Genomic DNA, 19,601 nt, shown 5'->3' on the forward strand with positions numbered 1-19,601 from the left:
CGAATACAGGCGAAAAAAAACGGCAAGCCCGCAAGACTTGCCGTTTCCATTTGGGGACGCCGCGTTTTAGAACGAGTGGCGCACGCCCACGTTGAACACCGACGGATCGGCGCCGAGCGCGGTGACCGGCGGTGCGAAGCTGCCGCCTGCCGATGCCACGCCGAATGCGGCGCGGCCGTTATTGCGCACGTGGGCGTAGCTGCTGTACAGGTTGGTGCGCTTGGACAGGGCGTAGCTGTAGGCCAGCGAGAAACCATTGCCCTTGGCGCCGGTTTCCAGCTTCTGCTGGTGCAGCGATGCGTAGAACTTGTTCGGGCCGGCAGTGAACACGCCGCCCACGGTGGTGAACTTGTATTCGTTGTTGGCGCCTTCCGGATCGGCTTCCATGTAGGCGGCGCGCAGGTCGAAGGCGCCGAAGGTGTAGCCGGCGCCGACGGTGAGTTCCTTGTCGTCGCCGGTGGCCAGGCGCTCGGTCTGCTGGTAGCCTGCGCCCAGGTACAGCGGGCCGTTCTTGTACTCGACCGCTGCACCCACCAGGCTGCCCGACGGGTCGCTGGTCTGGCGCTCGCCCGCGCTGTACGCGGCCAGCACCGTGAAGCCGCTCAGCGCTTCGCTCTTGTAGTTCACCGAGTTCGACAGGCGGCGGGTCTGGCGGCCGGCGCCGAAGCCGGTCAGGGTCGAACCGTAGAAGCCGTGGCCCAGCGGGTCGGCCGATTGTGCGACGGCGGCGATCGGGCTGTATTCGCGGCCGATGGTGATGGTGCCGAACGAACCCTGCAGGCCGACCACGGCGCGGCGCTGGAAGGTGCCGGCGGCGTCGCCCGCGCCGGTGTCGAGGGCCACGCCGGCTTCGATGTTGAAGAGCGCTTTCAGGCCGTTGCCCAGGTCTTCGGTGCCACGGAAGCCGATGCGGCTGGTGGACTGGGTGCCCGAGCTGATCACGGTGCGGCGGTCTTCGCCCGGCGCGTCATTGTCTTCGATGCCGATCGAGGCGTCGGCAATGCCGTAGATCTGGACGCTGGTCTGCGCGTGGGCGGCGCCCAGCGGCAGGAGGGATAACAGGGCGATGGCCAGGCTCTTCTTTTTCATTGATGCTCTCCAGGTGGTTGAATGGGGTGTCCGAACGCCGTTCTCGTTGTCAATTGACAGAAACGTACTGTTGCAAAAAGCTCACCTTACTAATTCAATCGAAATGATGCCACGATTCATTAGCTCTTTGCTTATTCGGTTTCTGTGAAGCATGTGCGCGTGGCCAAAAAACCGCACGACCCAGCGCAAAGTAAGTAGTTCTACCTATTCGACTGTTGTAATTAGGTAACGGAGTCGCCCTTGCCGGCTTGGCCGCCCGCGTGCGCGGGCCTGCCGGACCCCATGTTAGGATCGGCCCATTCACCAGACCAAGGACGACTCAACGTGCGCACCGGTATCAGCCAAGCGCCCTTCGGCAGCCTGCCGGACGGCGACACCATCACCCAGTTCACGCTCACCAATGCCAAGGGCATGGTGGCCAGGATCATCGATTTCGGCGGCATCATCACCGAACTGCATGCCCCCGACCGCGAGGGCAGGCTGGCCGACGTCGTGCTGGGCTTCGACACGCTTGCACCCTACCAGGGCGAGAGTCCGTATTTCGGCGCCCTGATCGGGCGCTACGGCAACCGCATCGCGAAGGGGCGCTTCACGCTCGATGGCCGCGACTACCAGCTGCCGGTCAACAACGGCAACAACCACCTGCACGGCGGCGCGCCCGGCTTCGACAAGGTCAAGTGGGACGCCGCCATCGAAGGCGACAGCCTGCGCCTGGCCTACGTCAGCCCCGACGGCGAGCAGGGCTATCCGGGCAGGCTGGACGTCCGCGTCGTCTACGAGCTCAACGACGACAACGAACTGGTGGTGCGCTTCCATGCCGTGACCGACCAGCCGACCCCGGTCAACCTGACCCAGCACAGCTACTTCAACCTGGCCGGAGCCGGGCACATCCTCGGCCACCTGCTCGGCATCGATGCCGATGCCTTCGTGGCCATCGATGCCGAGTCGATCCCGACCGGGGCGCTGGCGCCGGTGGAAGGCACGCCCTTCGACTTCCGCACGCCGCAGCCGATCGGGGCGCGCATCGGCGAGGACGACGTCCAGCTGCGCAACGGCCAGGGCTACGACCACTGCTTCGCGCTGAACAAGCCGCAAGGCAAGGCCATGACGCGGGCCGCCCGCGTGCACGAACCGGTATCGGGCCGGGTGCTGGAACTGTTCACCGAAGAGCCGGGCGTGCAGTTCTACAGCGGGAACTTCCTCGACGGCTCGCTTGCAGGCAAGGGCCAGGTCTATGCCCACCGCAGCGGTTTCTGCCTGGAGCCGCAGCATTTCCCGGATTCGCCCAACCAGCCGCAGTTCCCGAATACGATCCTGCGTCCTGGCGAGGTGTACCGGACCGAGTCGCGCTTCCGCTTTTCGGTGGACTGAGCGCGCCGCCGCGCGTTGGCCGGCACAGCCTATCGCGCGCGGCTCATCCGGATAGCTCGTTATAATCGATCGATTACGAGAAGTTGGCGACGTGATAACACATCACGAATCAGCGCGACCGAACGCCACGGAATCGAACCGGAACTACCCTGATGAGCAACGAAAGCAGTCTCTCCCTCCTGACGGAATGCGGCGCGACGCTGTCCGGCCATGCGCCCCAACGGCCCTGGCCCGTCTTTCCATCCGTAAAAACCGCGAGTGAATCCGATTCGTGGCCCGAAGGCATGCAGGCCATCGCCGACCTGATCGTCGCGTCGCATTTCCCAATGGCGATCGTCTGGGGCCCGGAACTGCGGCTGTTCTACAACGATGCCTATGCTGACTTGTTGGGCGACAAGCACCCAGCCGCGCTGGGCCAGCCCTTTCCGCTGGTGCGCCCTGAGCTGTGGCCGCGGCTGCAGCCCTATATCCTCGACGCGCTGGCGGGCCAGCCGGTGCGCTTCGAGAATGCGCTGACCGACTTTTACCGCAACGGCCTGCTGGAACGCCGCTATTTCTCGGCTTCGATCACGCCGGTGCGCCATGACGGGCAGATCATCGGCGCGTATTTCGTGCTGTCCGACTGCACCTCGCGCGTGCTGGCCGAGCAGCGCCATGCCTTCCACCTGAAACTCAGCGAGACCCTGCGCGGCCTGGTCGACGCCGTGCACGTCATGGAGGCGGCGAGCAGCCTCACCGGCGAATACCTCGGCGTGGGCCGGGTCGGCTATGGCGAGGTCGATGCGGCCGGCCGCATGGTGAGCGTGGACCGCGACTGGACCGACGGCAGCATCGCCAGCCTGGCCGGCGAATCGCGCGAACTCGACGGCTTCGGCCCGGCCATCATCGACGGGCTGCGCGCCGGGCGCACGCTGCGCCTCGACGACATCGCCCTCGACCAGCGCGCCGCGCCCTATGCGGCCGGCTATGCCAGCATCTGCGCGCGCGCCCTGATCAGCGTGCCCCTGATCGAGGAAGGGCGGCTGGCCGCCATCTTCTACCTGCACGAACAGCGTGCGCGCCACTGGACCGACCAGGAAGTCGCATTGGCCGAGGACGTGGCGCGCCATACCCGCGAAGTCGTGCGGCGCGCACGGGTGGAGGAATCGCTGCGCGACGAGAAGCGCGTGCTCGAGATGGTCAACCGCACCGGCCAGGCGCTGGCCTCGACGCTCGACCTGGACACGCTGCTGCAGGCGATCACCGACGCCGGCACCGAGCTGGCCGGCGCGCGCTTCGGCGGCTTCTTCTACAACGCCCGCGACGAGCAGGGCGACCGCTTGCGCCTGTACACGCTGTCGGGGGCCTTGCGCGAAGAGTTCGAGCGGCTCGGCGAGCCGCGCACCACCGCCATGTTCCGCCCGACCTTCGAGGGCAAAGCGACGGTGCGCAGCGACGACGTCACGCGCGACCCACGCTACGCCGACCTGGGACCGGTCCAGCTGGCCAAGGCCGGCATGCCTGCCGGCCACCTGGCGGTGCGCAGTTTCCTGGCGGTGCCGGTCATTTCACGCTCCGGCGAAATGCTGGGCGGCCTGCTGTTCGGCCACCCGGAGCCCGGCATGTTCACCGAGCGCACCGAGCGCATCGTCGCCGCCGTGGCGATCCAGGCCGCCATCGCGATGGACAACGCGCGCCTGTACGAAGTGGCGCAGAAGTCGGCGCAGGAGCGCGACGCGCTGCTGCAGAGCGAGCGCGCGGCGCGCGTGCAGGCCGAACGCCTGAGCCACACCAAGGACGAATTCCTGGCGATGCTGGCGCACGAGCTGCGCAACCCGCTGGCTCCGATCAGCAGCTCGGCCAGCCTGCTGTCGATGCAGTTCAAGGACGAGCCGCGCATTCGCCAGACCAGCACCATCATCAGCCGCCAGGTGCGCCACATGAGCCGCCTGATCGACGACCTGCTCGACGTCTCGCGCGTCACCCGCGGCCTGGTCAAGCTCAAACTGGGCGTGGTCGACTTCCGCGACATCGTCTCGGGCGCGCTCGACCAGGCCCGTCCCCTGATCGACGAGAAGGCGCACGAGGTGGCGCTGGCGCTGCCGCCGCTTCCGGTGTACGTGCGCGGCGACCAGACCCGCCTGGTGCAGAGCGTGACCAACGTCCTCAACAACGCCGCCAAGTACACCCAGAAGGGCGGGCGCATCGCGCTGGCGCTCGAATCGCAGGACGGCCGCATGCGCCTGACGATCAGCGACAACGGCTCCGGCATGCCGGCCGAACTGCTGCCCAACGTGTTCGACCTGTTCACCCAGGGCGCCCGTACGCTGGCCCGTTCGCAGGGCGGCCTGGGGCTCGGCCTGACCCTGGTCAAGCGCCTGGTCGAACTGCACCAGGGCGAGGTCGGCGCGCACAGCGACGGCGTCGGCCTGGGCAGCAGCTTCACGCTGGCGCTGCCCTGTGTCGATGCGGCGCCCGACACCGGTGGCGCCGGCGCGGCGCCCGCCACCGAGGGGGGGCAACTGGACCGTCCGCTGCGCCTGGTGCTGGTCGACGACAACGCCGATGCGGTCGACAGCCTGTCGCAGCTCCTGAACGTGCAGGGCTACCGCACCGCGGTCGAATACGACGCCCGCTCGGCCCTGCGGCGCGCGCGCGCCGACCGGCCCGATGCCATGCTGGTCGACATCGGCCTGCCCGACATCGACGGCTACCACCTGGCCGAACAGCTGCGCGCGATGCCGGAAACCCGCGACACGGTGCTGGTGGCCATTACCGGCTACGGCCAGGCGCGCGACCGCGAGCGCGCCATCGAGGCCGGCTTTGCACACCACCTGGTCAAGCCGGTCGACATGACGGCGCTGGTACGCGTGCTGGAGTCGGTGGAGGCGACCGCGGCGCGCGCGCAAGCGCCCAGCGCCGCCGCCTGAGCCAGTCCGGCAAGCGAACTGCGGCGCGGGTATGATCGTGGACGTCCCGTCCATGAAAGGATCCGCATGTCCAGTTACGTCATCACTGCGCCCGCCCAGCCTTCGCTGGCCGTCGCGGGCAGCCCCGAGCGCTTCCCGATCCGCCGCGTGTTCTGCGTCGGCCGCAACTACGGCGCCCATGCGCGCGAAATGGGGAGCGACCCGAACCGCGAACCGCCGTTCTTCTTCACCAAGCCGGCCGACGCCGTGGTGCCGGCCAGCGGCGCCGTGCCGTATCCGCCCGCCACCCGCGACCTGCACCACGAAGTCGAGCTGGTGGTCGCGCTCGGCGTCGGCGGGACCGACATCGAACCGCGCGCTGCGATGGCCCTGGTATGGGGCTACGGCGTGGGCCTGGACCTGACCCGGCGCGACCTGCAGGCCGTGGCCAAGGACGCCGGCCGGCCCTGGGACATGGCCAAGGGCTTCGACGCCTCGGCGCCGTGCAGCCCCTTGATCCCGGCCGCCACGCTCGGCCATCCGCACGAGGCGCGCATCTGGCTCGAGGTGAACGGCACGCTGCGCCAGGAAGGAAACCTGAACGAGATGATCTGGCCGATCGCGGACGTCATCAGCCACCTGTCGCGCCTGGTGACGCTGGCGCCGGGAGACCTGATCTATACCGGCACGCCGGCCGGCGTCGCGGCGCTCGCGCCGGGCGACCGGGTGCGCGGCGGGGTGGAGGGGGTGACCACGTTCGAGTTGACTATCGCGTAGGGCGCGAAGCCAGCAGCGCCTCCATCTGCGCCAGCAGCTGCGCGCGCGCCGCATCGATCTGCGCCCCGTTGGTCTTGCTCGACAGCGCGGCGCGCTCCTTGCGGCCGAGGAAGTAGGCCACCCGCTCCGCATTCGCGCCCGAGGGATGCGGCAGCCCGTGCAGCACGCGGCCGGCCGGGATCACGCCTTCCGCCACCAGCCAGTCCAGCGTATCGCTGACGCTGGCGCCCATCGGGATATACAGCGCGTCGGGCAGCTGGCGCGCTTCCTCGGCAAACCAGCGCAGCACCATCTCGCGCAAGAAAGGATGGCGCAGCGGCGCCGGCGAGCCGCTGTAGTTCTTGCCGTCGACGAACACCGGGTGGCGCAGGATGGCGCTCACCTGCACCAGTCCCGCATCCTCTCCGAACACGGTGGCGCAGCTGGCGATGCCGAGCCAGCGCTGCACGCCGATCGCATCCAGCAGGGCCACGAAGTTGGGCCGGATTGCGCCGCTGAAGGCGCCCGCCAGGCGCGTGGCGCGCAGCACCCGCTCGTCGTCCTTGTCGTCACCATCGGCCGCCAGTTGGCGCTGCGCCTCGCGCATCGCGTTCTTCCACTGGGCGAAACCCGGCGTGATCCCGGCCACGACCAGGCGCGCCTGCATGTGCACCGATTCGAAGGGGATGTAATGGCTGCTGTAGCGGCCTGCGCGGCCGAGCAGGAAGGCGGCGGGAATCTGCGCGGGCGTCGCCACCTGCGCCAGGTCGAGGCCGCGGATGGCGTCGCGGTAGCGGGGAAAGAGCAGCGCTGGCATCGGCGTCGGGCTGGAAAAAAACGCCATGGTAGCGCAGGCCGGCATGCTGGAGCGAACGCGTGCGTGGGAGCGAAAACTGGTACGCTATCCCCAACAATGGAAGCGCGGCGGGCGACACCGCAACGCGACGCGCAAAGGGGAGGATGCCATGGCCGACGTGGCGCTGATCACGGTGCACGGAATGGGGGCAACCCCGCCCACCTATGCCGACGGCTTGATGGAGCGCCTGCGCGGACAGCTCGGGGCGCTGGCGGGGCAGGTGGCGATGCGCTCCGTGTACTACCAGAAGATTCTGCAGGACAACCAGAACGCCATCTGGGAGCGCACCCGCGAGCGCAGCTCGGTGCGCTACGCCGACCTGCGCAAGTTCGTCCTGTACGGTTTCGGCGATGCCGCCGGCCTGGAAAACCGCAAGGAGATTCCCGGCTCGGTCTACGAACTGGCGCAGGGCGAGATCGCTCGCACCCTGCTGTCGGCGCATGCGGTGCGGCCCAGCATGCCGGTGCTGTTCGTGGCGCAGTCGCTCGGCTGCCAGGTATTGTCGAGCTATATCTACGACGCGCAGAAGGCGGCCAAGGGCCTGCCGGTCGGCGCCGGCATCTGGCGCAATATCGACGCCTGGGCGTCCAGCACCCTGGGGCGGGCGCTGACCGCCAGCGAGAAGATGTTTCTCGGCGCCGGCACCTGCGCCGCCCTGGTCACCACCGGCTGCAACATCCCGGTGTTCATCGCCGCGCACAAGGTCATGCACATCATCCCGATCGAGCGCCCGACCAGGCACTTCAAGTGGATCAACTTCTACGATCCGGACGACGTGCTGGGCTGGCCCCTGCAGCCGCTGCCGGGCGGCTACCACGAGCTGGTCGAAGACCGCATCGTCAACGCCAACGGCGGCGTCGCCAGCCTGCTGCTACGCAGCTGGAATCCGCTGTCGCACAACAGTTACTGGGATGACCCCACCGTGGTCGAGGCCATCGCATCCATGCTGCGCCGCCTGGCTGCCTGAGGGCCTGCGCCGGCCGCTGCTGGCCGATCTGGCCGGCGTGAGCGTGAACAGGGTACGGATGTCGCCGGCCACCGTGCCGCGCGCATTGCGGATCGGCGGCTGGCGGTATTGCTCGAGCTGGGCGCGGCGGTCCTCGTCCAGCAGGCCGAGCTGGTCGAGCACGCCGTACACCGCCGGATGCAGTGCGCGGCTGTTGCCGTCCGCGATCTTGATGGCGATGCCCAGGCCCGCCGAGCGGATGCCGATGGCCTGCACCGCGTCGGCCCCGATCTTCGCCACCCAGTCGCCGCCGCCCGCCCTCATCCAGGCCAGGTCGGTGCGCGCCGTGCCCGAGACCAGGTCCGGGCGCGCCGTCATGGCATCGAACAGCATGCCCATGGCGCCGCCCAGCCGCGGGTCGGCCGCCCCTTGCGCCAGGCGTGCATACAGGTGGGCCAGCTTCGACAGGGGCAGCGCATAGTTCGGCGCCGAGCAGCCGTCGATCCCGGTCGGCATCCGGTCGGCCGGCATGCCCACCGCATCGGCCAGCGTGCTGCGGATCGCCGCCTGCAGCGGATGGCTGCGCTCGACGTAGCCGCGGGTGGGCGCGCCGTGCAGGCGGCACCAGCCCAGGAAGCCGCTGTGCTTGCCCGAGCAGTTGTGGTGCAGCGGCGTCCACTGGCGGTCCGCCGGCGCCGGCTGGCCGGTGAATTCGTAGAACAGCGGCGTGGCGCAGCCGCATTCCAGGTGGCCGGGGTCGAGGCCGATCTTGTTCAGGATCGCGCTGACGCCCTCCAGGTGCATGTCTTCGCCCGAATGGCTGGCGCACAGCAGGGCCAGTTCGTCGCGCGTCAGGCCAAAGCGCGCCGGGCCGTCCGACAGCATGAAGGGCAGGGCCTGGAAGGGCTTCAGCGCCGAGCGGGTAAAGGTGGGGTAGTGCGGATCGCCGCTTGCGTACAGCAGGCGTCCCCGGGTGTCGACGACGGCGATCGCCCCGGCGTGCACGTTCTCGATCACGTTCCCGGTATCGGGGTAGCCGCGCGTGGTGGCGACGAGGGGAATGGCTTGCATGAGGGTTCCGGTTGATGGAAAACAGCCTACTGTAAGGCATCTGCATGGCGCGCGACGCACGTTCCATGCATGCGCTTTTCGCCCGTAAATCCAGGCTGTGCGGGACATCTGCACTGGATGCAGACATCGGGAAGGCGCACCGATATGTACCTCCCGTTTGGTATCGGTTTTACGCAGTTCGTCGCGTGTTTTCGGCGTTTCGGCGCTTGCCGCTTGAGGCTGCGCGCCAGCTCGCTACACTTCTCTCATCGCCAGACAAACACTTGATAGACGCTGGCGAAACCGACCATGTGGACCGCGCGGCGCGAGTACCCCAGCCGCACAGGTCCGACCCTCGTTTTCGACCTGAAAGGAAGTACCCATCATGCGCACCAAACTCCTGCTGGCCGCCGCCGCCACCTTCTTCGCCCTGAACGCCAGCGCCGCACCGCAAGCCGCCGACACCGGCCGCGTCGACATCGTCGGCGCCCAGCCGAAGCAGACCAGGATGGCCCCCTTCATGTTCGACGCCGTGCAGGGCGAATACGGCCTCGAAGACGGCCGCGTGCTGACCGTGACCGGTAAGGTCGACGGCAAGACCCGCACCCTGTACGCCGACCTCGGCGATGGCCCGACCGAGATCGTCCACGTCGGCAAGAACCGCTTCGTCGCGATGGGCAAGGACCTGCGCTTCGCCTTCGAGCGCCCGAACAGCCGCCGCCTGCCGGACAGCGTGCGCGTCAGCAGCGCAAGCGGACGCCAGCTCGCACTGGCCCAGCGCTGAGCCGCCTGCCCACATCGACCCGAAAGGATACTGCCATGACACGCACCAAACTCCTGCTGGCGGCGGCCGCCTGCTTCGCCCTGAATGCCAACGCCGCGCCGCAAGGCGTCGATACCGGCCGCGTCGAGGTCGTCGGCGCCCAGCCGGCCGCGGCCAGGATCGGCGCCTTCACTTTCCACAGCGTGCAGGGGCAATACCAGCTCGACGATGGCCGCATCCTGAGCGTCACCGGCACCCGCAACGGCGAGCAGCGCACGCTGTATGCCGACTTCGGCGACGGGCCGACCGAGATCGTGCGCGTCGGCAAATACCGCTTCGCTGCGCTCGGCAAGGATGTGCGGCTCAGCTTCGAGCAGGCGGGGCTGCGGCGCATCCCGGACACCGTGCGCATCACCAGCCAGGACGGGCGCCAGCTCGCGCTAGCCCAGCGCTGAGCCGAAGCGTCCCGCCTGGTAGTCGCTGACGGCCTGCGCGATCTCCTCGCGCGTGGTCATCACGAAGGGACCGTACGAGACCACCGCTTCGTTGATCGGGTCGGCATGGCCGAACACCAGCAGCGCGTCCTGGCTGGCGGTGATCTCGACCGTGTCGCCTTCCTCGTCCAGCTCCACCAGGTGCATCGGGCTGACCAGGTCGGCATGGCTGCCCACCTGGATCACGCCGCGCGCGACGTAGAGGAACACGTTGCGCCCCTCGAGCGCGCCGAAGCGGATGCGGCCGCCGGCGCGCAGCTCCACGGTGCTCATGAACACGCCGGTGAGCGACTGCACCGGCCCGGTCCGGCCTTCCCATTCCCCCGCGATCAGATGGAGCGTCACCTTGCCGTCGTCCACCGGCAAGGCCGGGATGTCGGCGCGCTGCAGGCCGGTATAGGCCGGCTCGCTCATCTTCAGGCGCGCGGGCAGGTTGACCCACAGCTGCAGGATCTCGATCGGCCCGCCACGCTCGAGGAATTCGCGCGGCGAGATTTCCGCATGCACGATGCCGCGCCCGGCCGTCATCCATTGCACGCCGCCGGCGTGGATGACGCTTTCGTGGCCGGCATTGTCGCGGTGGGCCAGCATGCCCTCGAGGATGAAGGTGACGGTCTCGAAGCCGCGGTGCGGGTGCGGGCCGAAAGGCAGCCCGTGGTTGTGCGGCGGGTAGGTCTGCGGCCCGTGGTGGTTGAGGAACAGGAAGGGATCGATCTGGTCGATCAGGCGGCCCGGCAGGGGCCGCTGTGTGATCAGGTCGCCGATATCGTCGCGCATCGCGGGGTGCAGGCGGCGGACACTTCGGGCAGTCATGGCGGGTGGCTCCAGTGGATGCAATGGCCTCACGATACCCGAAAGCGGCGCCGGGGGGCCGTCCTGCGGCGCGAGACGGGCCTATGCTAGACTCTTTGCGATAAAGCAACTCAAGCTTTGCATTGGAGACAGCCAACCATGATTCGACAAACACTGCTTGCCAGCCTGCTGCTGGCTTCCTTCACGATGCCGGCAGTCTCGGCGGTCCCGGCGACCAAGGCCCCGAGCGAGGTCGCGGTCAGGACCGCCAAGTATGCGGCGAGCACCTACCGCAAGGACATCGTCGATACCCTGGCCAAGCTGGTGAGCTACAACACGGTGGCCGACAAGGCCGTCCCTTCCGACCGGAACCCGGTCCACATCGCCTTCAAGGAAGCCCTCAAGGCCGAAGCCGCGCGCCTGGGCCTGGACTACGCCGACCACGGCTGGACCGTGATCATCGGCCTGGGCCAGGGCAGCGAACGCGTGGGCGTGGTCACCCACGGCGACGTGCAGCCGGTGAACCCGGCCAAGTGGAAGAAGTCGCCCTTCGTGCTGGACCGCAGCAGCGAGCCGGGCAAGCTGCTGGCGCGCGGGGCCGAGGACGACAAGGGCCCGATCGCCACTGCGCTGTACGCGATGAAGGCGATCCGCGACAAGGGCCTGCCGCTGTCGAAGCGCATCGAACTGTATGTGTACATGGGCGAGGAATCCGACTGGCAGCCGCTGGTCGAATTCCTCAAGACCCACCAGCCGCCCCAGGTCAACATCACGCTCGACGCCGAATACCCGGCGGTGACTGCGGAAAAGGGATCCGGCCTGGTGGCCGTCACGGTGCCGAAGGCCGGCGCAGCCACACCGCCGGCCGGCGAGCCGTATGTCGAGGCATTCGGCGGCGGTTTCTTCCGCACCCAGATCCCCGAGGATGCCAACGCCACCATCGCCAACGCCACGCCGGAACTCGAGCAGCAGATCCGCGCGCGCGGCGCCAGGCAGGAAGGCATGCAGTACAGCTTCAGCTGGCAGGGCAGCAATCTGCTGGTCAAGGCCAAGGGCGTGTCGGCCCACTCGTCCAAGCCGGAAGACGGCGTCAACGCCGTGAGCATGCTGGCCGACGCGCTGGCGGTGCGCCCGTGGGCCAACACCACCGCCGGCGGCGTGGTCAACTACCTCAACGAGATGATCGGCACCGGCATCTACGGCGAGAAGTTCGGCAACATCGCCTACCGCGACAGCTTCATGGGCCCGATGAGCTTTGCCCCCACCGTGATCACGCAACGCGATGACGGCATCGAAGTGTCGATCAACCTGCGCCGCCCGCAGGGCAAGACCGCCGAGCAGCTGACCGGCGAGGTCAACGCCGCCCTGGCCGACTGGCAGGCGCGCCGGCTGCCGCTGGCCAACGTCACCGTGCGCATCGGCGACCCCTGGGTGCAGAAGAACGCGCCGCACCTGCCGACCCTGATGAACGTGTTCTCGTACTTCACCGGCATGAAGGACCCGCAACCGGTGGCAATCGGCGGCGGCACCAATTCGCGCCTGTTCCCGGGGGCGGTGAGCTTCGGGCCGGCGATGCCGGGCAAGGTCTACACCGGCCACTCGGAGCACGAGTTCATCACCGAGAAACAGCTGCTGCTGAACCTGCAGATGTACACGGCGGTGCTGGTCGAGCTGGCCAAGTAGGCGGTCCGCCGTCATGCGTTCCGGCCCCGGCACTGTCCGGGGCCTTTTTTTTGCGCGCTGCGGCGCGGCTCTCCCTCGTAGCCAGGCGGCTCTCGTAGGGTTTTGACGCGCCAAAATGTGTAAATACTTCTGATCGTTCTGTAGGACTGGACTTACGAAGGCCAGCTGCCGACGAGGGGCAAGGTCGTCTTTCCCTAGGTGCGACAGGGCAGGCTGCAAACCGGGATTTCGCCCTGCGTCCGCACGGCATTGATAGCCGGAAAATACCCTCGTTCTAGGGAGAAAATGTGGCGAAAACAGCATGATACGATTCCTGTCACAGACCGCGAGGACACCGGTGATCCCGGTGCCGGCTCGCGTTCATTGCTTTTCCATGCCCGACATTTTTTGGATGCCATGCACAGTCAAGATCTCAGGAAGCCGGACGGACGCAACTTAACCCTGTACAGCAACCAGCCGATCCCGGAAGGCATCACTGCGCCCAGCCCGTTTGCCGATCCCCAGCATGCCAATCCGCACCTGCGCTGGCACCCGCTGCGCGGCGAATGGGTGACCTACGCCGCCTTCCGCCAGAACCGCACCTACCAGCCGCCGCCGCAATACAACCCGCTGGCGCCGATGAACGACCCGCAGCACCCGACCGAGATGCCGGCCGGCGACTACGAGATCGCCGTGTTCGACAACCGTTTTCCCTCGCTGGCGCTGGAGTCGCACGACCCGCCGATCGTGACGGTGCCGAGCGCGCCGGCCAACGGCCATTGCGAAGTGGTGGTGTTCACGCAGGATCCGACTGCCTCGCTGGCCTCGCTGCCGCTGTCGCGCATCGAACTGCTGCTGTCGGTGTGGGGCGACCGCACGACGCGCATCGGCCGCCTGCCGCACATCCATTACGTGTTGCCTTTCGAGAACCGTGGAGCCGAGGTCGGCGTGACCCTGCACCATCCGCACGGCCAGATCTATTCCTATCCCTTCGTGCCGGCGGTGCCGGCGCGCCAGCTGGCGCAGGAGCGAGAATACTTCCTGCAGCACGGCGCCAGCCTGTTGTGCGACATGGCGCGCGACGAAGCCGCGGACGGCAAGCGCGTGCTGTACCACGACGACCATGCGATCGCCTTCGTGCCGGCCTGCGCCCGCTATCCCTACGAGGTGTGGGTGATGCCGACCGCACCCTGCAAGGACTTCGCCGCCCTGACGCCGCCGCAGCGGGCAGGGCTGGCGCGCGCGCTCAAGACCGTGCTGCTCAAGTTCGAGGCCCTGTGGAACCGTCCGTTCCCTTACCTGATGGCCTGGTACCAGGCGCCCACCGATGGCGCCGAGCACCCGGAGACCCAGCTGCACGCGCAGTTCTATCCGCCGTATCGCACCAAGGACCGCCTGAAGTACCTGGCCGGCACCGAACTGGCGGCCGGCATGTTCGCGATGGACGTGCTGCCCGAGACCACCGCCTATGAACTGCAGCAGGTGGAGGTCAGCCTGGACGAGGCCGGGATGCCTGCTTACGCCACGGAGGGCCACGCATGAGCGCGCTCCAGCAGCGCGCCGCCGAGGTCGCGGACAAGCTGGCGCTCCTGCGCGCGCAGCTGGCGGCGGCGGGCGCGGGCGCGGTGCGCCTGCGCGGCGTCGACTGGTTCGCCTGGGTCACGGCGGGCGGCTCGAGCGCGGTGCTGCAAACCACCGACGGCGGCGTGGCCGAGGTGCTGGTGACGCCTGAAGAAGCCTGCATCCTGACCGACGCCATCGAGGCCGAGCGCCTGCGCGCCGAGGAGCTGCCCGACGGTTTCACCTTCCATGTCGAGCCCTGGGCCGAGCCCGAACTGCGCGAGCGCTATGTGCAGAACGCTGCGGCCGGCCGCACCATCCTGTCCGACCGTCCCGCCAACGGCGCGGTGGCGGGCGAACAGCCGCTGCCGCACGCGTTGCGCCAGCGCCGCATGGTGCTGGGACCGGCCGAATGCGAGCGTTACCGCCTGCTCGGCCGCGAAGCCGCCGAAGCCATGGGCGAAACCCTGCGCCGCGCGCGGCCCGACTGGACCGAATTCCAGCTGGCCGGCGCCGGCGCCGAGGCGCTGTGGCGGCGCGGCATCCATCCGGCCCTGGTGCTGGCCGCCGGCGAGCGGCGCCTGCCGGCCTGGCGCCATCCGACCCCCACCGCGGAGCGGATCGGGGCGCGCGCCATGCTGGTGTTCTGCGCGCGCCGCCACGGCCTGTATGCCAACCTGACCCGCTTCGTGCGTTTCGCGGGCGGCAGCCCGGCGCCGCTGGACGAGCAGCGCGCGCTGATGGAGGTCGAGGCCACCGGCCTGGCGGCGGTCCAGCCGGGCAAGTCGCTGTCGGCGGTGTACCACGCCTTGGAGGCGGCCTACCGGCATGCCGACCGCGAAGAGGCGATCCGCGAGCACCACCAGGGCGGCATCACGGGCTATCGGGCGCGCGAGATCCTGGCCGGTCCCAGTACCGCCACCCTGCTGGAAGAGGGCATGGCGTTCGCATTCAACCCGAGCTTCGCGGGCGTAAAGATCGAAGACACTTTCCTGCTCGGCCCCCACGGGCTCGAGAATCTCACGTTCGACCCCGGCTGGCCGGCGGCGGACGTACATGGCCGCAAGCGGCCCCTTTGGCTGGAGGCGCAAGCATCATCATGATGAACCCCGACACCTTCTTCGGCGGCGCGCCGGAAGTGAACGCGTCGGCACCCGGGCGCGTGAACCTGCTCGGCGAGCATACCGACTACAACGACGGTTTCATGCTGCCGGTGGCGACCCCACAGCGCACGCTGGTGGCGATGAGCCGCAGCGGCGACGACCATTTCCACTTCTACTCGCCGACCTTCGACAACACCGTCACCTTCGCCCAGGACGGCAGCGCGCCGCAGGGCTACGGCAGCTACATCGAGGGCTGCATCCGGCTGCTGCAGGCCGAGGGCGTGGACGTGCCGCCGCTGCGCGTGTATATCACGACCAGCCTGCCGGTCGGCTCGGGCCTGTCCTCGTCGGCGGCGCTCGAGGTGGCGACCCTGCGCGCCCTGCGCACGCTGCTCGGCTTCGAGCTCGACGACGTCAAGCTGGCCCGCATCGCCCAGCGCGCCGAGATCGAGTACGCGCACGTGAACTGCGGGATCATGGACCAGATGGCGTCCAGCCTGGCCGACGAGACGAACATGCTGTTCATCGACGCGCGCACGCTGGAGCACCACCTGGTCGGGATGCCGCCCGATACCGAGCTGATCGTGATCGACTCGGGCGTGCCGCGCAAGCTGGCCGCAAGCAAGTACAACGAACGGCGCGCCGAGTGCGAGGAAGCCTCGCGCAAGCTGGGCGTGCAGGCGCTGCGCGACGTGCGCGACCCGGCCGCGGTGGAAGGCCTGCCTTCGCCGATGCGCGAGCGGGCGCGCCATGTGGTGCACGAAAACCTGCGGGTGCAGGAAGCGGCGCAGGGCGTCAGTGCCGAGCGTTTCGGCGAACTGATGAACGCCTCGCACTTCAGCCTGCGCGACGACTACGAAGTGTCGATCCCCGAACTGGACGAGCTGTGCGCGCACCTGCGTGCGGCGCCCGGCGTGTTCGGGGCACGCCTGACCGGCGCCGGCTTCGGCGGCGCCTGCGTGGCCTTGTGCCGGGTAGGTCAGGCACAGCAAGCGGCCGCCGCCGCGCTGGCGGCCTATAACAAGAACGGACGACTGGGCCGGATCCTCATTCCGGTTCCGACTGAACAGAAAGGACAACAATGAATCAGTTTGAATACCCCCGTCCCCAATTGGTGCGCGACAACTGGATCAACCTCAACGGCAAATGGCGCTTCACCTTCGACGACGAGATGCGCTATGCAAAACCGGAAGACGTTGCCGAGTGGACCCATGAAATCAACGTGCCCTTCGCGGTCGAGACCGAGCTGAGCGGCATTCAGGATACCGGCTTCCATACCGCGGTCTGGTACCAGCGCGAGTTCGAGCTGGCGCCCAACGACAAGCGCACCATCCTGCACTTCGGCGCGGTCGACTACGCCGCCCGGGTGTGGGTCAACGGCCGCCTGGTGGCCGAGCACGAGGGCGGCCACACTCCCTTCCAGGCCGACATCACCGACGTCATGAACGCGGACGGCAAGCAGGTCGTGACCGTGTTCGTCGAAGACGATCCGGCCGACCTGGCCAAGCCGCGCGGCAAGCAGGACTGGCTGCTGGAACCGCACTCGATCTGGTATCCGCGCACCACCGGCATCTGGCAGACGGTCTGGGTCGAGCAGGTGGACGATACCTACATCGCCTCGCTGCGCTGGACCCCGATCTTCGAAACCTACGAGATCGGCTGCGAAGTCTTTGCCGCCGGCCACACCCACCAGGAGCTGTTTGTCGAAGTCAAGATCTGGCACGGCGAACAGCTGCTGGCGGACGACTACTACAAGCTCTTGCAGGGCGAGGCGAACCGCAAGATCGCGCTGTCCGACCCCGGCATCGACGACTCGCGCAACGAGATCCTGTGGAGCCCGGAGCGCCCGACCCTGCTCGATGCCGAGGTGACCCTGCGCTGCGGCGACCGCGTGCTCGACCGCATCCGCTCCTACACGGCGCTGCGCTCGGTCTCGATCAACCGCGACCGCTTCATGCTCAACGGCCGTCCCTACCAGCTGCGCCTGGTGCTCGACCAGGGCTACTGGCCGGAATCCTTCATGACGGCGCCGTCGGACGAGCACCTGAAGCGCGACGTCGAACTGGTCAAGCTGATGGGCTTCAACGGCGTGCGCAAGCACCAGAAGATCGAGGATCCGCGCTTCCTGTACTGGGCCGACAGGCTCGGCCTGCTGGTCTGGGAAGAGATGCCCTCGGCCTACCGCTTCAGCTCGCGCGCCATCAGCCGCATGGTGAGTGAATGGACCGAAGCGATCCAGCGCGACTACAGCCACCCCTGCATCATCGTGTGGGTCGCGTTCAACGAATCCTGGGGCGTGCCCAACCTGACGCTGACCCAGGCGCACCGCAACGCGGTCGAGGCGCTGTACCACCTGACGCGCACGCTCGACTCGACGCGTCCGGTGATCGGCAACGACGGCTGGGAGGCATCCGCCACCGACATCCTGGGCATCCACGACTACGATTGCGATCCCGAGAAGCTGCAGGCGCGCTACGCCGTCAGCGACCCGGTGCGCACCCTGTTCGACCAGCGGCGTCCGGGCGGGCGCATCCTGACCTTGGACGGCTTCCCGCACCGCGGCCAGCCGATCGTGCTGACCGAGTTCGGCGGCATCGCCTACGATCCGAAGCAGGATCCGGAAGCCGACAAGACCACCTGGGGCTATTCGCGCGCGCATTCGGCGGAAAGCTACCTGTCGCTGTACCGCAGGCTGCTGACGGTGGTGAACGAGACCTTCATGTTCAGCGGCTTCTGCTACACGCAGTTCACCGATACCTTCCAGGAGGCGAACGGCCTGCTTAATGCGGACCGCACGCCGAAGCTGCCGCTGGAAGTGATCAGCGCCGCCACCCGCAACGTGGCCTTGCAGAAGAAGGAGATCGAGGCGGAAGGGGATGGTATTCCGGGCGGCACCGGTATGCCCTGAGGCTTCCTGAGCCTTCCCTGAACGCTGGGGACGGCGGCGAGAATGTGCCGCAGCGATGTCCCCAGCGATGCAGCGACAAAAACGCGCACCCGGTTCCGGTGCGCGTTTTCTACTTGTGCGCGCTCTATAGGGAACGCGTCCTCAGCGCTGGATGGCGCCGCTGGCGACGCTCACCCGGTCGCCGCTGCGGAAGTCGGGCGTGGTGTCCTGGGTGATGGCCTGGGTGCTGCCGTCGTCCATGCGCACCGTGATGCGGTAGCTGTTCGCGCCGGTGGCGCCGCTCGATCCGGTGCTGCCGGCGCTGCCCGAACTGCCCGCGCTGCCCGAGCTTTCACGCGGAATGACCTCGATGGCCAGTACCGTGCTGTTGGGGCTCGCGCTGGCCGTCGGGCTGCCGGCCTGGCCCGATGCGCCGGCAGCGCCGGTGCTGCCCATCGCTCCCGAGCTGCCGGACTGGTCATATCCCGACGAGCTGCTGCCAGAGCTTCCCGACGTGCCCGAGCTGCCCGACCCCGAGGTGCCGCTGCCCATGGTGCCCGTGCTGCTCGAGCTGCCGCTGCTGCCGGTGGGATTACCGGAGGCATCGGTGGCGCTGCCGGAGCCGTAGCTGCTGGAACCGCCGGTGCCGGTGGCGCCGGCGGTGCCGCTCGAACCGCCCGAGGTGCTGCTGCCGCTTGTGCCGCTCGATGACTCGCTGCCGCGCATGCCGGCGCACCCGGTCGTGCCCAGCGCTACAGCCAGCAAGCCCGCCAGGATCATGCTCTGGTGTTTTTGCTTCATGATCAACTCCTTATGGTGGTTGTTCGATCGTGGATGTTCAATCGGATGCGTGACGATGTCACGTGCCACTGGAGTGAGAGGGAAGAAGCGTGTCAGCGTTCCAGCTGACCCGGGTTGGAACTGAGCTGCATCAAGCTGCCCACGAGGCCGGAGGATTTTCCGCGGAAAAAATGCTTAGCGCTGGCGCACGCTGCCGTGCTGCGGCAGGAGCATGGCCAGCACGGTGCTGGTGAGCAGGGCCGCGCCGACGTCGACCATCCAGTCGCGCACGTCGCCGGAGCGGTAGGGCAGGAAGCTCTGCACCAGCTCGTCGCCGGCGCCCATCAGGGCGATCGCCAGCACGGCCTTGGCTGCGCGCTGGGCGCCGCTGCCCGTGCTGCCGAGGAACCACAGCAGGGTCAGGAAGGCATACGTCAGTCCATGCAGTACCAGGCCGGGTGCGAACTCGCCCACCTCGGCGCGGGCGCCGGGGATCGAGCCGGCCACGATCACGCCCGCATACAGCACCAGGGCTGTTTTGATGCGGGCGGAACGCAGGCGGGGATCGAGCAGCAGGAGCGACAGGAAAGCGGGCATGGCACTG

17 protein-coding genes are annotated in these 19,601 nt (G+C 68.1%); 11 read left to right on the top strand and 6 right to left on the bottom strand.

Annotated features, from left to right (window positions below; all coding sequences use genetic code 11):
- Positions 1 to 66: 66 nt before the first annotated feature.
- Positions 67 to 1,089: a porin gene (locus tag AB3347_RS21215; protein WP_369093702.1), complete on the bottom strand. Its 1,023-nt coding sequence runs from the start codon at positions 1,087 to 1,089 to the stop codon at positions 67 to 69.
- Between the two features lie 324 nt (positions 1,090 to 1,413).
- Here AB3347_RS21215 and AB3347_RS21220 point away from each other — a divergent pair, with 324 nt between their 5' ends.
- The 3 genes from AB3347_RS21220 to AB3347_RS21230 all read left to right on the top strand — a co-directional run bounded on the left by AB3347_RS21220 (position 1,414) and on the right by AB3347_RS21230 (position 6,125).
- Positions 1,414 to 2,460, top strand: coding sequence for an aldose epimerase family protein (locus tag AB3347_RS21220; RefSeq protein ID WP_369093703.1), 1,047 nt, complete (start codon positions 1,414 to 1,416; stop codon positions 2,458 to 2,460).
- Between the two features lie 152 nt (positions 2,461 to 2,612).
- The gene (locus AB3347_RS21225; protein WP_369093704.1) at positions 2,613 to 5,369 is read left to right on the top strand and encodes a GAF domain-containing protein; all 2,757 of its coding nucleotides are present in this window, start codon (positions 2,613 to 2,615) and stop codon (positions 5,367 to 5,369) included.
- Positions 5,370 to 5,435: 66 nt separating this feature from the next.
- Complete coding sequence (locus tag AB3347_RS21230; protein ID WP_369093705.1) at positions 5,436 to 6,125, top strand: fumarylacetoacetate hydrolase family protein; 690 nt, start codon at positions 5,436 to 5,438, stop codon at positions 6,123 to 6,125.
- Here AB3347_RS21230 and AB3347_RS21235 read toward each other — a convergent pair.
- A complete protein-coding gene (locus AB3347_RS21235; protein WP_369093706.1) occupies positions 6,115 to 6,921 on the bottom strand; it encodes a hypothetical protein in 807 nt (268 codons plus the stop codon). The two genes, AB3347_RS21230 and AB3347_RS21235, sit on opposite strands and share 11 nt — an antisense overlap.
- Before the next feature lie 148 nt (positions 6,922 to 7,069).
- On the opposite strand from AB3347_RS21235, the gene AB3347_RS21240 reads away from it, so the two are divergent.
- Complete coding sequence (locus tag AB3347_RS21240; RefSeq protein WP_369093707.1) at positions 7,070 to 7,927, top strand: hypothetical protein; 858 nt, start codon at positions 7,070 to 7,072, stop codon at positions 7,925 to 7,927.
- Here the strand turns inward: AB3347_RS21240 and AB3347_RS21245 are convergent.
- A complete protein-coding gene (locus AB3347_RS21245; protein ID WP_369093708.1) occupies positions 7,832 to 8,977 on the bottom strand; it encodes an asparaginase in 1,146 nt (381 codons plus the stop codon). The genes AB3347_RS21240 and AB3347_RS21245 overlap by 96 nt on opposite strands.
- 364 nt (positions 8,978 to 9,341) lie before the next feature.
- Here AB3347_RS21245 and AB3347_RS21250 point away from each other — a divergent pair, with 364 nt between their 5' ends.
- The gene (locus AB3347_RS21250) at positions 9,342 to 9,740 is read left to right on the top strand and encodes a hypothetical protein (protein WP_369093709.1); all 399 of its coding nucleotides are present in this window, start codon (positions 9,342 to 9,344) and stop codon (positions 9,738 to 9,740) included.
- A 35-nt stretch (positions 9,741 to 9,775) separates the two neighbouring features.
- Positions 9,776 to 10,174: a hypothetical protein gene (locus AB3347_RS21255; RefSeq protein ID WP_369093710.1), complete on the top strand. Its 399-nt coding sequence runs from the start codon at positions 9,776 to 9,778 to the stop codon at positions 10,172 to 10,174.
- On the opposite strand, the gene AB3347_RS21260 is transcribed toward AB3347_RS21255, so the two are convergent.
- Entirely contained in the window at positions 10,160 to 11,026 is an 867-nt protein-coding gene (locus AB3347_RS21260; protein WP_369093711.1) for a pirin family protein, read from the bottom strand. The two genes, AB3347_RS21255 and AB3347_RS21260, sit on opposite strands and share 15 nt — an antisense overlap.
- Positions 11,027 to 11,164: 138 nt before the next feature.
- Here AB3347_RS21260 and AB3347_RS21265 point away from each other — a divergent pair, with 138 nt between their 5' ends.
- The 5 genes from AB3347_RS21265 (at position 11,165) to AB3347_RS21285 (ending at position 18,238) form a co-directional block, all read left to right on the top strand.
- Positions 11,165 to 12,688 (top strand): dipeptidase, encoded by a 1,524-nt coding sequence (locus tag AB3347_RS21265; protein WP_369093712.1) that lies wholly within the window; start codon positions 11,165 to 11,167, stop codon positions 12,686 to 12,688.
- A 396-nt stretch (positions 12,689 to 13,084) separates the two neighbouring features.
- Complete coding sequence (gene galT / locus AB3347_RS21270) at positions 13,085 to 14,209, top strand: galactose-1-phosphate uridylyltransferase (RefSeq protein ID WP_369093713.1); 1,125 nt, start codon at positions 13,085 to 13,087, stop codon at positions 14,207 to 14,209.
- Positions 14,206 to 15,330 (top strand): M24 family metallopeptidase, encoded by a 1,125-nt coding sequence (locus AB3347_RS21275; protein ID WP_369093714.1) that lies wholly within the window; start codon positions 14,206 to 14,208, stop codon positions 15,328 to 15,330. The genes galT and AB3347_RS21275 overlap by 4 nt, the downstream gene beginning before the upstream one ends.
- Positions 15,327 to 16,415: a galactokinase gene (gene galK, locus AB3347_RS21280; protein ID WP_369093715.1), complete on the top strand. Its 1,089-nt coding sequence runs from the start codon at positions 15,327 to 15,329 to the stop codon at positions 16,413 to 16,415. Before AB3347_RS21275 ends, galK begins: the two co-directional genes overlap by 4 nt.
- A complete protein-coding gene (locus AB3347_RS21285) occupies positions 16,412 to 18,238 on the top strand; it encodes a glycoside hydrolase family 2 protein (RefSeq protein WP_369093716.1) in 1,827 nt (608 codons plus the stop codon). Before galK ends, AB3347_RS21285 begins: the two co-directional genes overlap by 4 nt.
- Before the next feature lie 141 nt (positions 18,239 to 18,379).
- Here the strand turns inward: AB3347_RS21285 and AB3347_RS21290 are convergent, their stop codons facing one another.
- Positions 18,380 to 19,018: a hypothetical protein gene (locus AB3347_RS21290; protein WP_369093717.1), complete on the bottom strand. Its 639-nt coding sequence runs from the start codon at positions 19,016 to 19,018 to the stop codon at positions 18,380 to 18,382.
- Positions 19,019 to 19,192: 174 nt separating this feature from the next.
- Positions 19,193 to 19,594, bottom strand: coding sequence for a VanZ family protein (locus AB3347_RS21295; protein ID WP_369093718.1), 402 nt, complete (start codon positions 19,592 to 19,594; stop codon positions 19,193 to 19,195).
- Positions 19,595 to 19,601: the final 7 nt, after the last annotated feature.

Source organism: Massilia sp. X63 (genome assembly GCF_041023745.1).
In the GTDB taxonomy this organism is placed as follows: Bacteria; Pseudomonadota; Gammaproteobacteria; order Burkholderiales; family Burkholderiaceae_D; genus Telluria.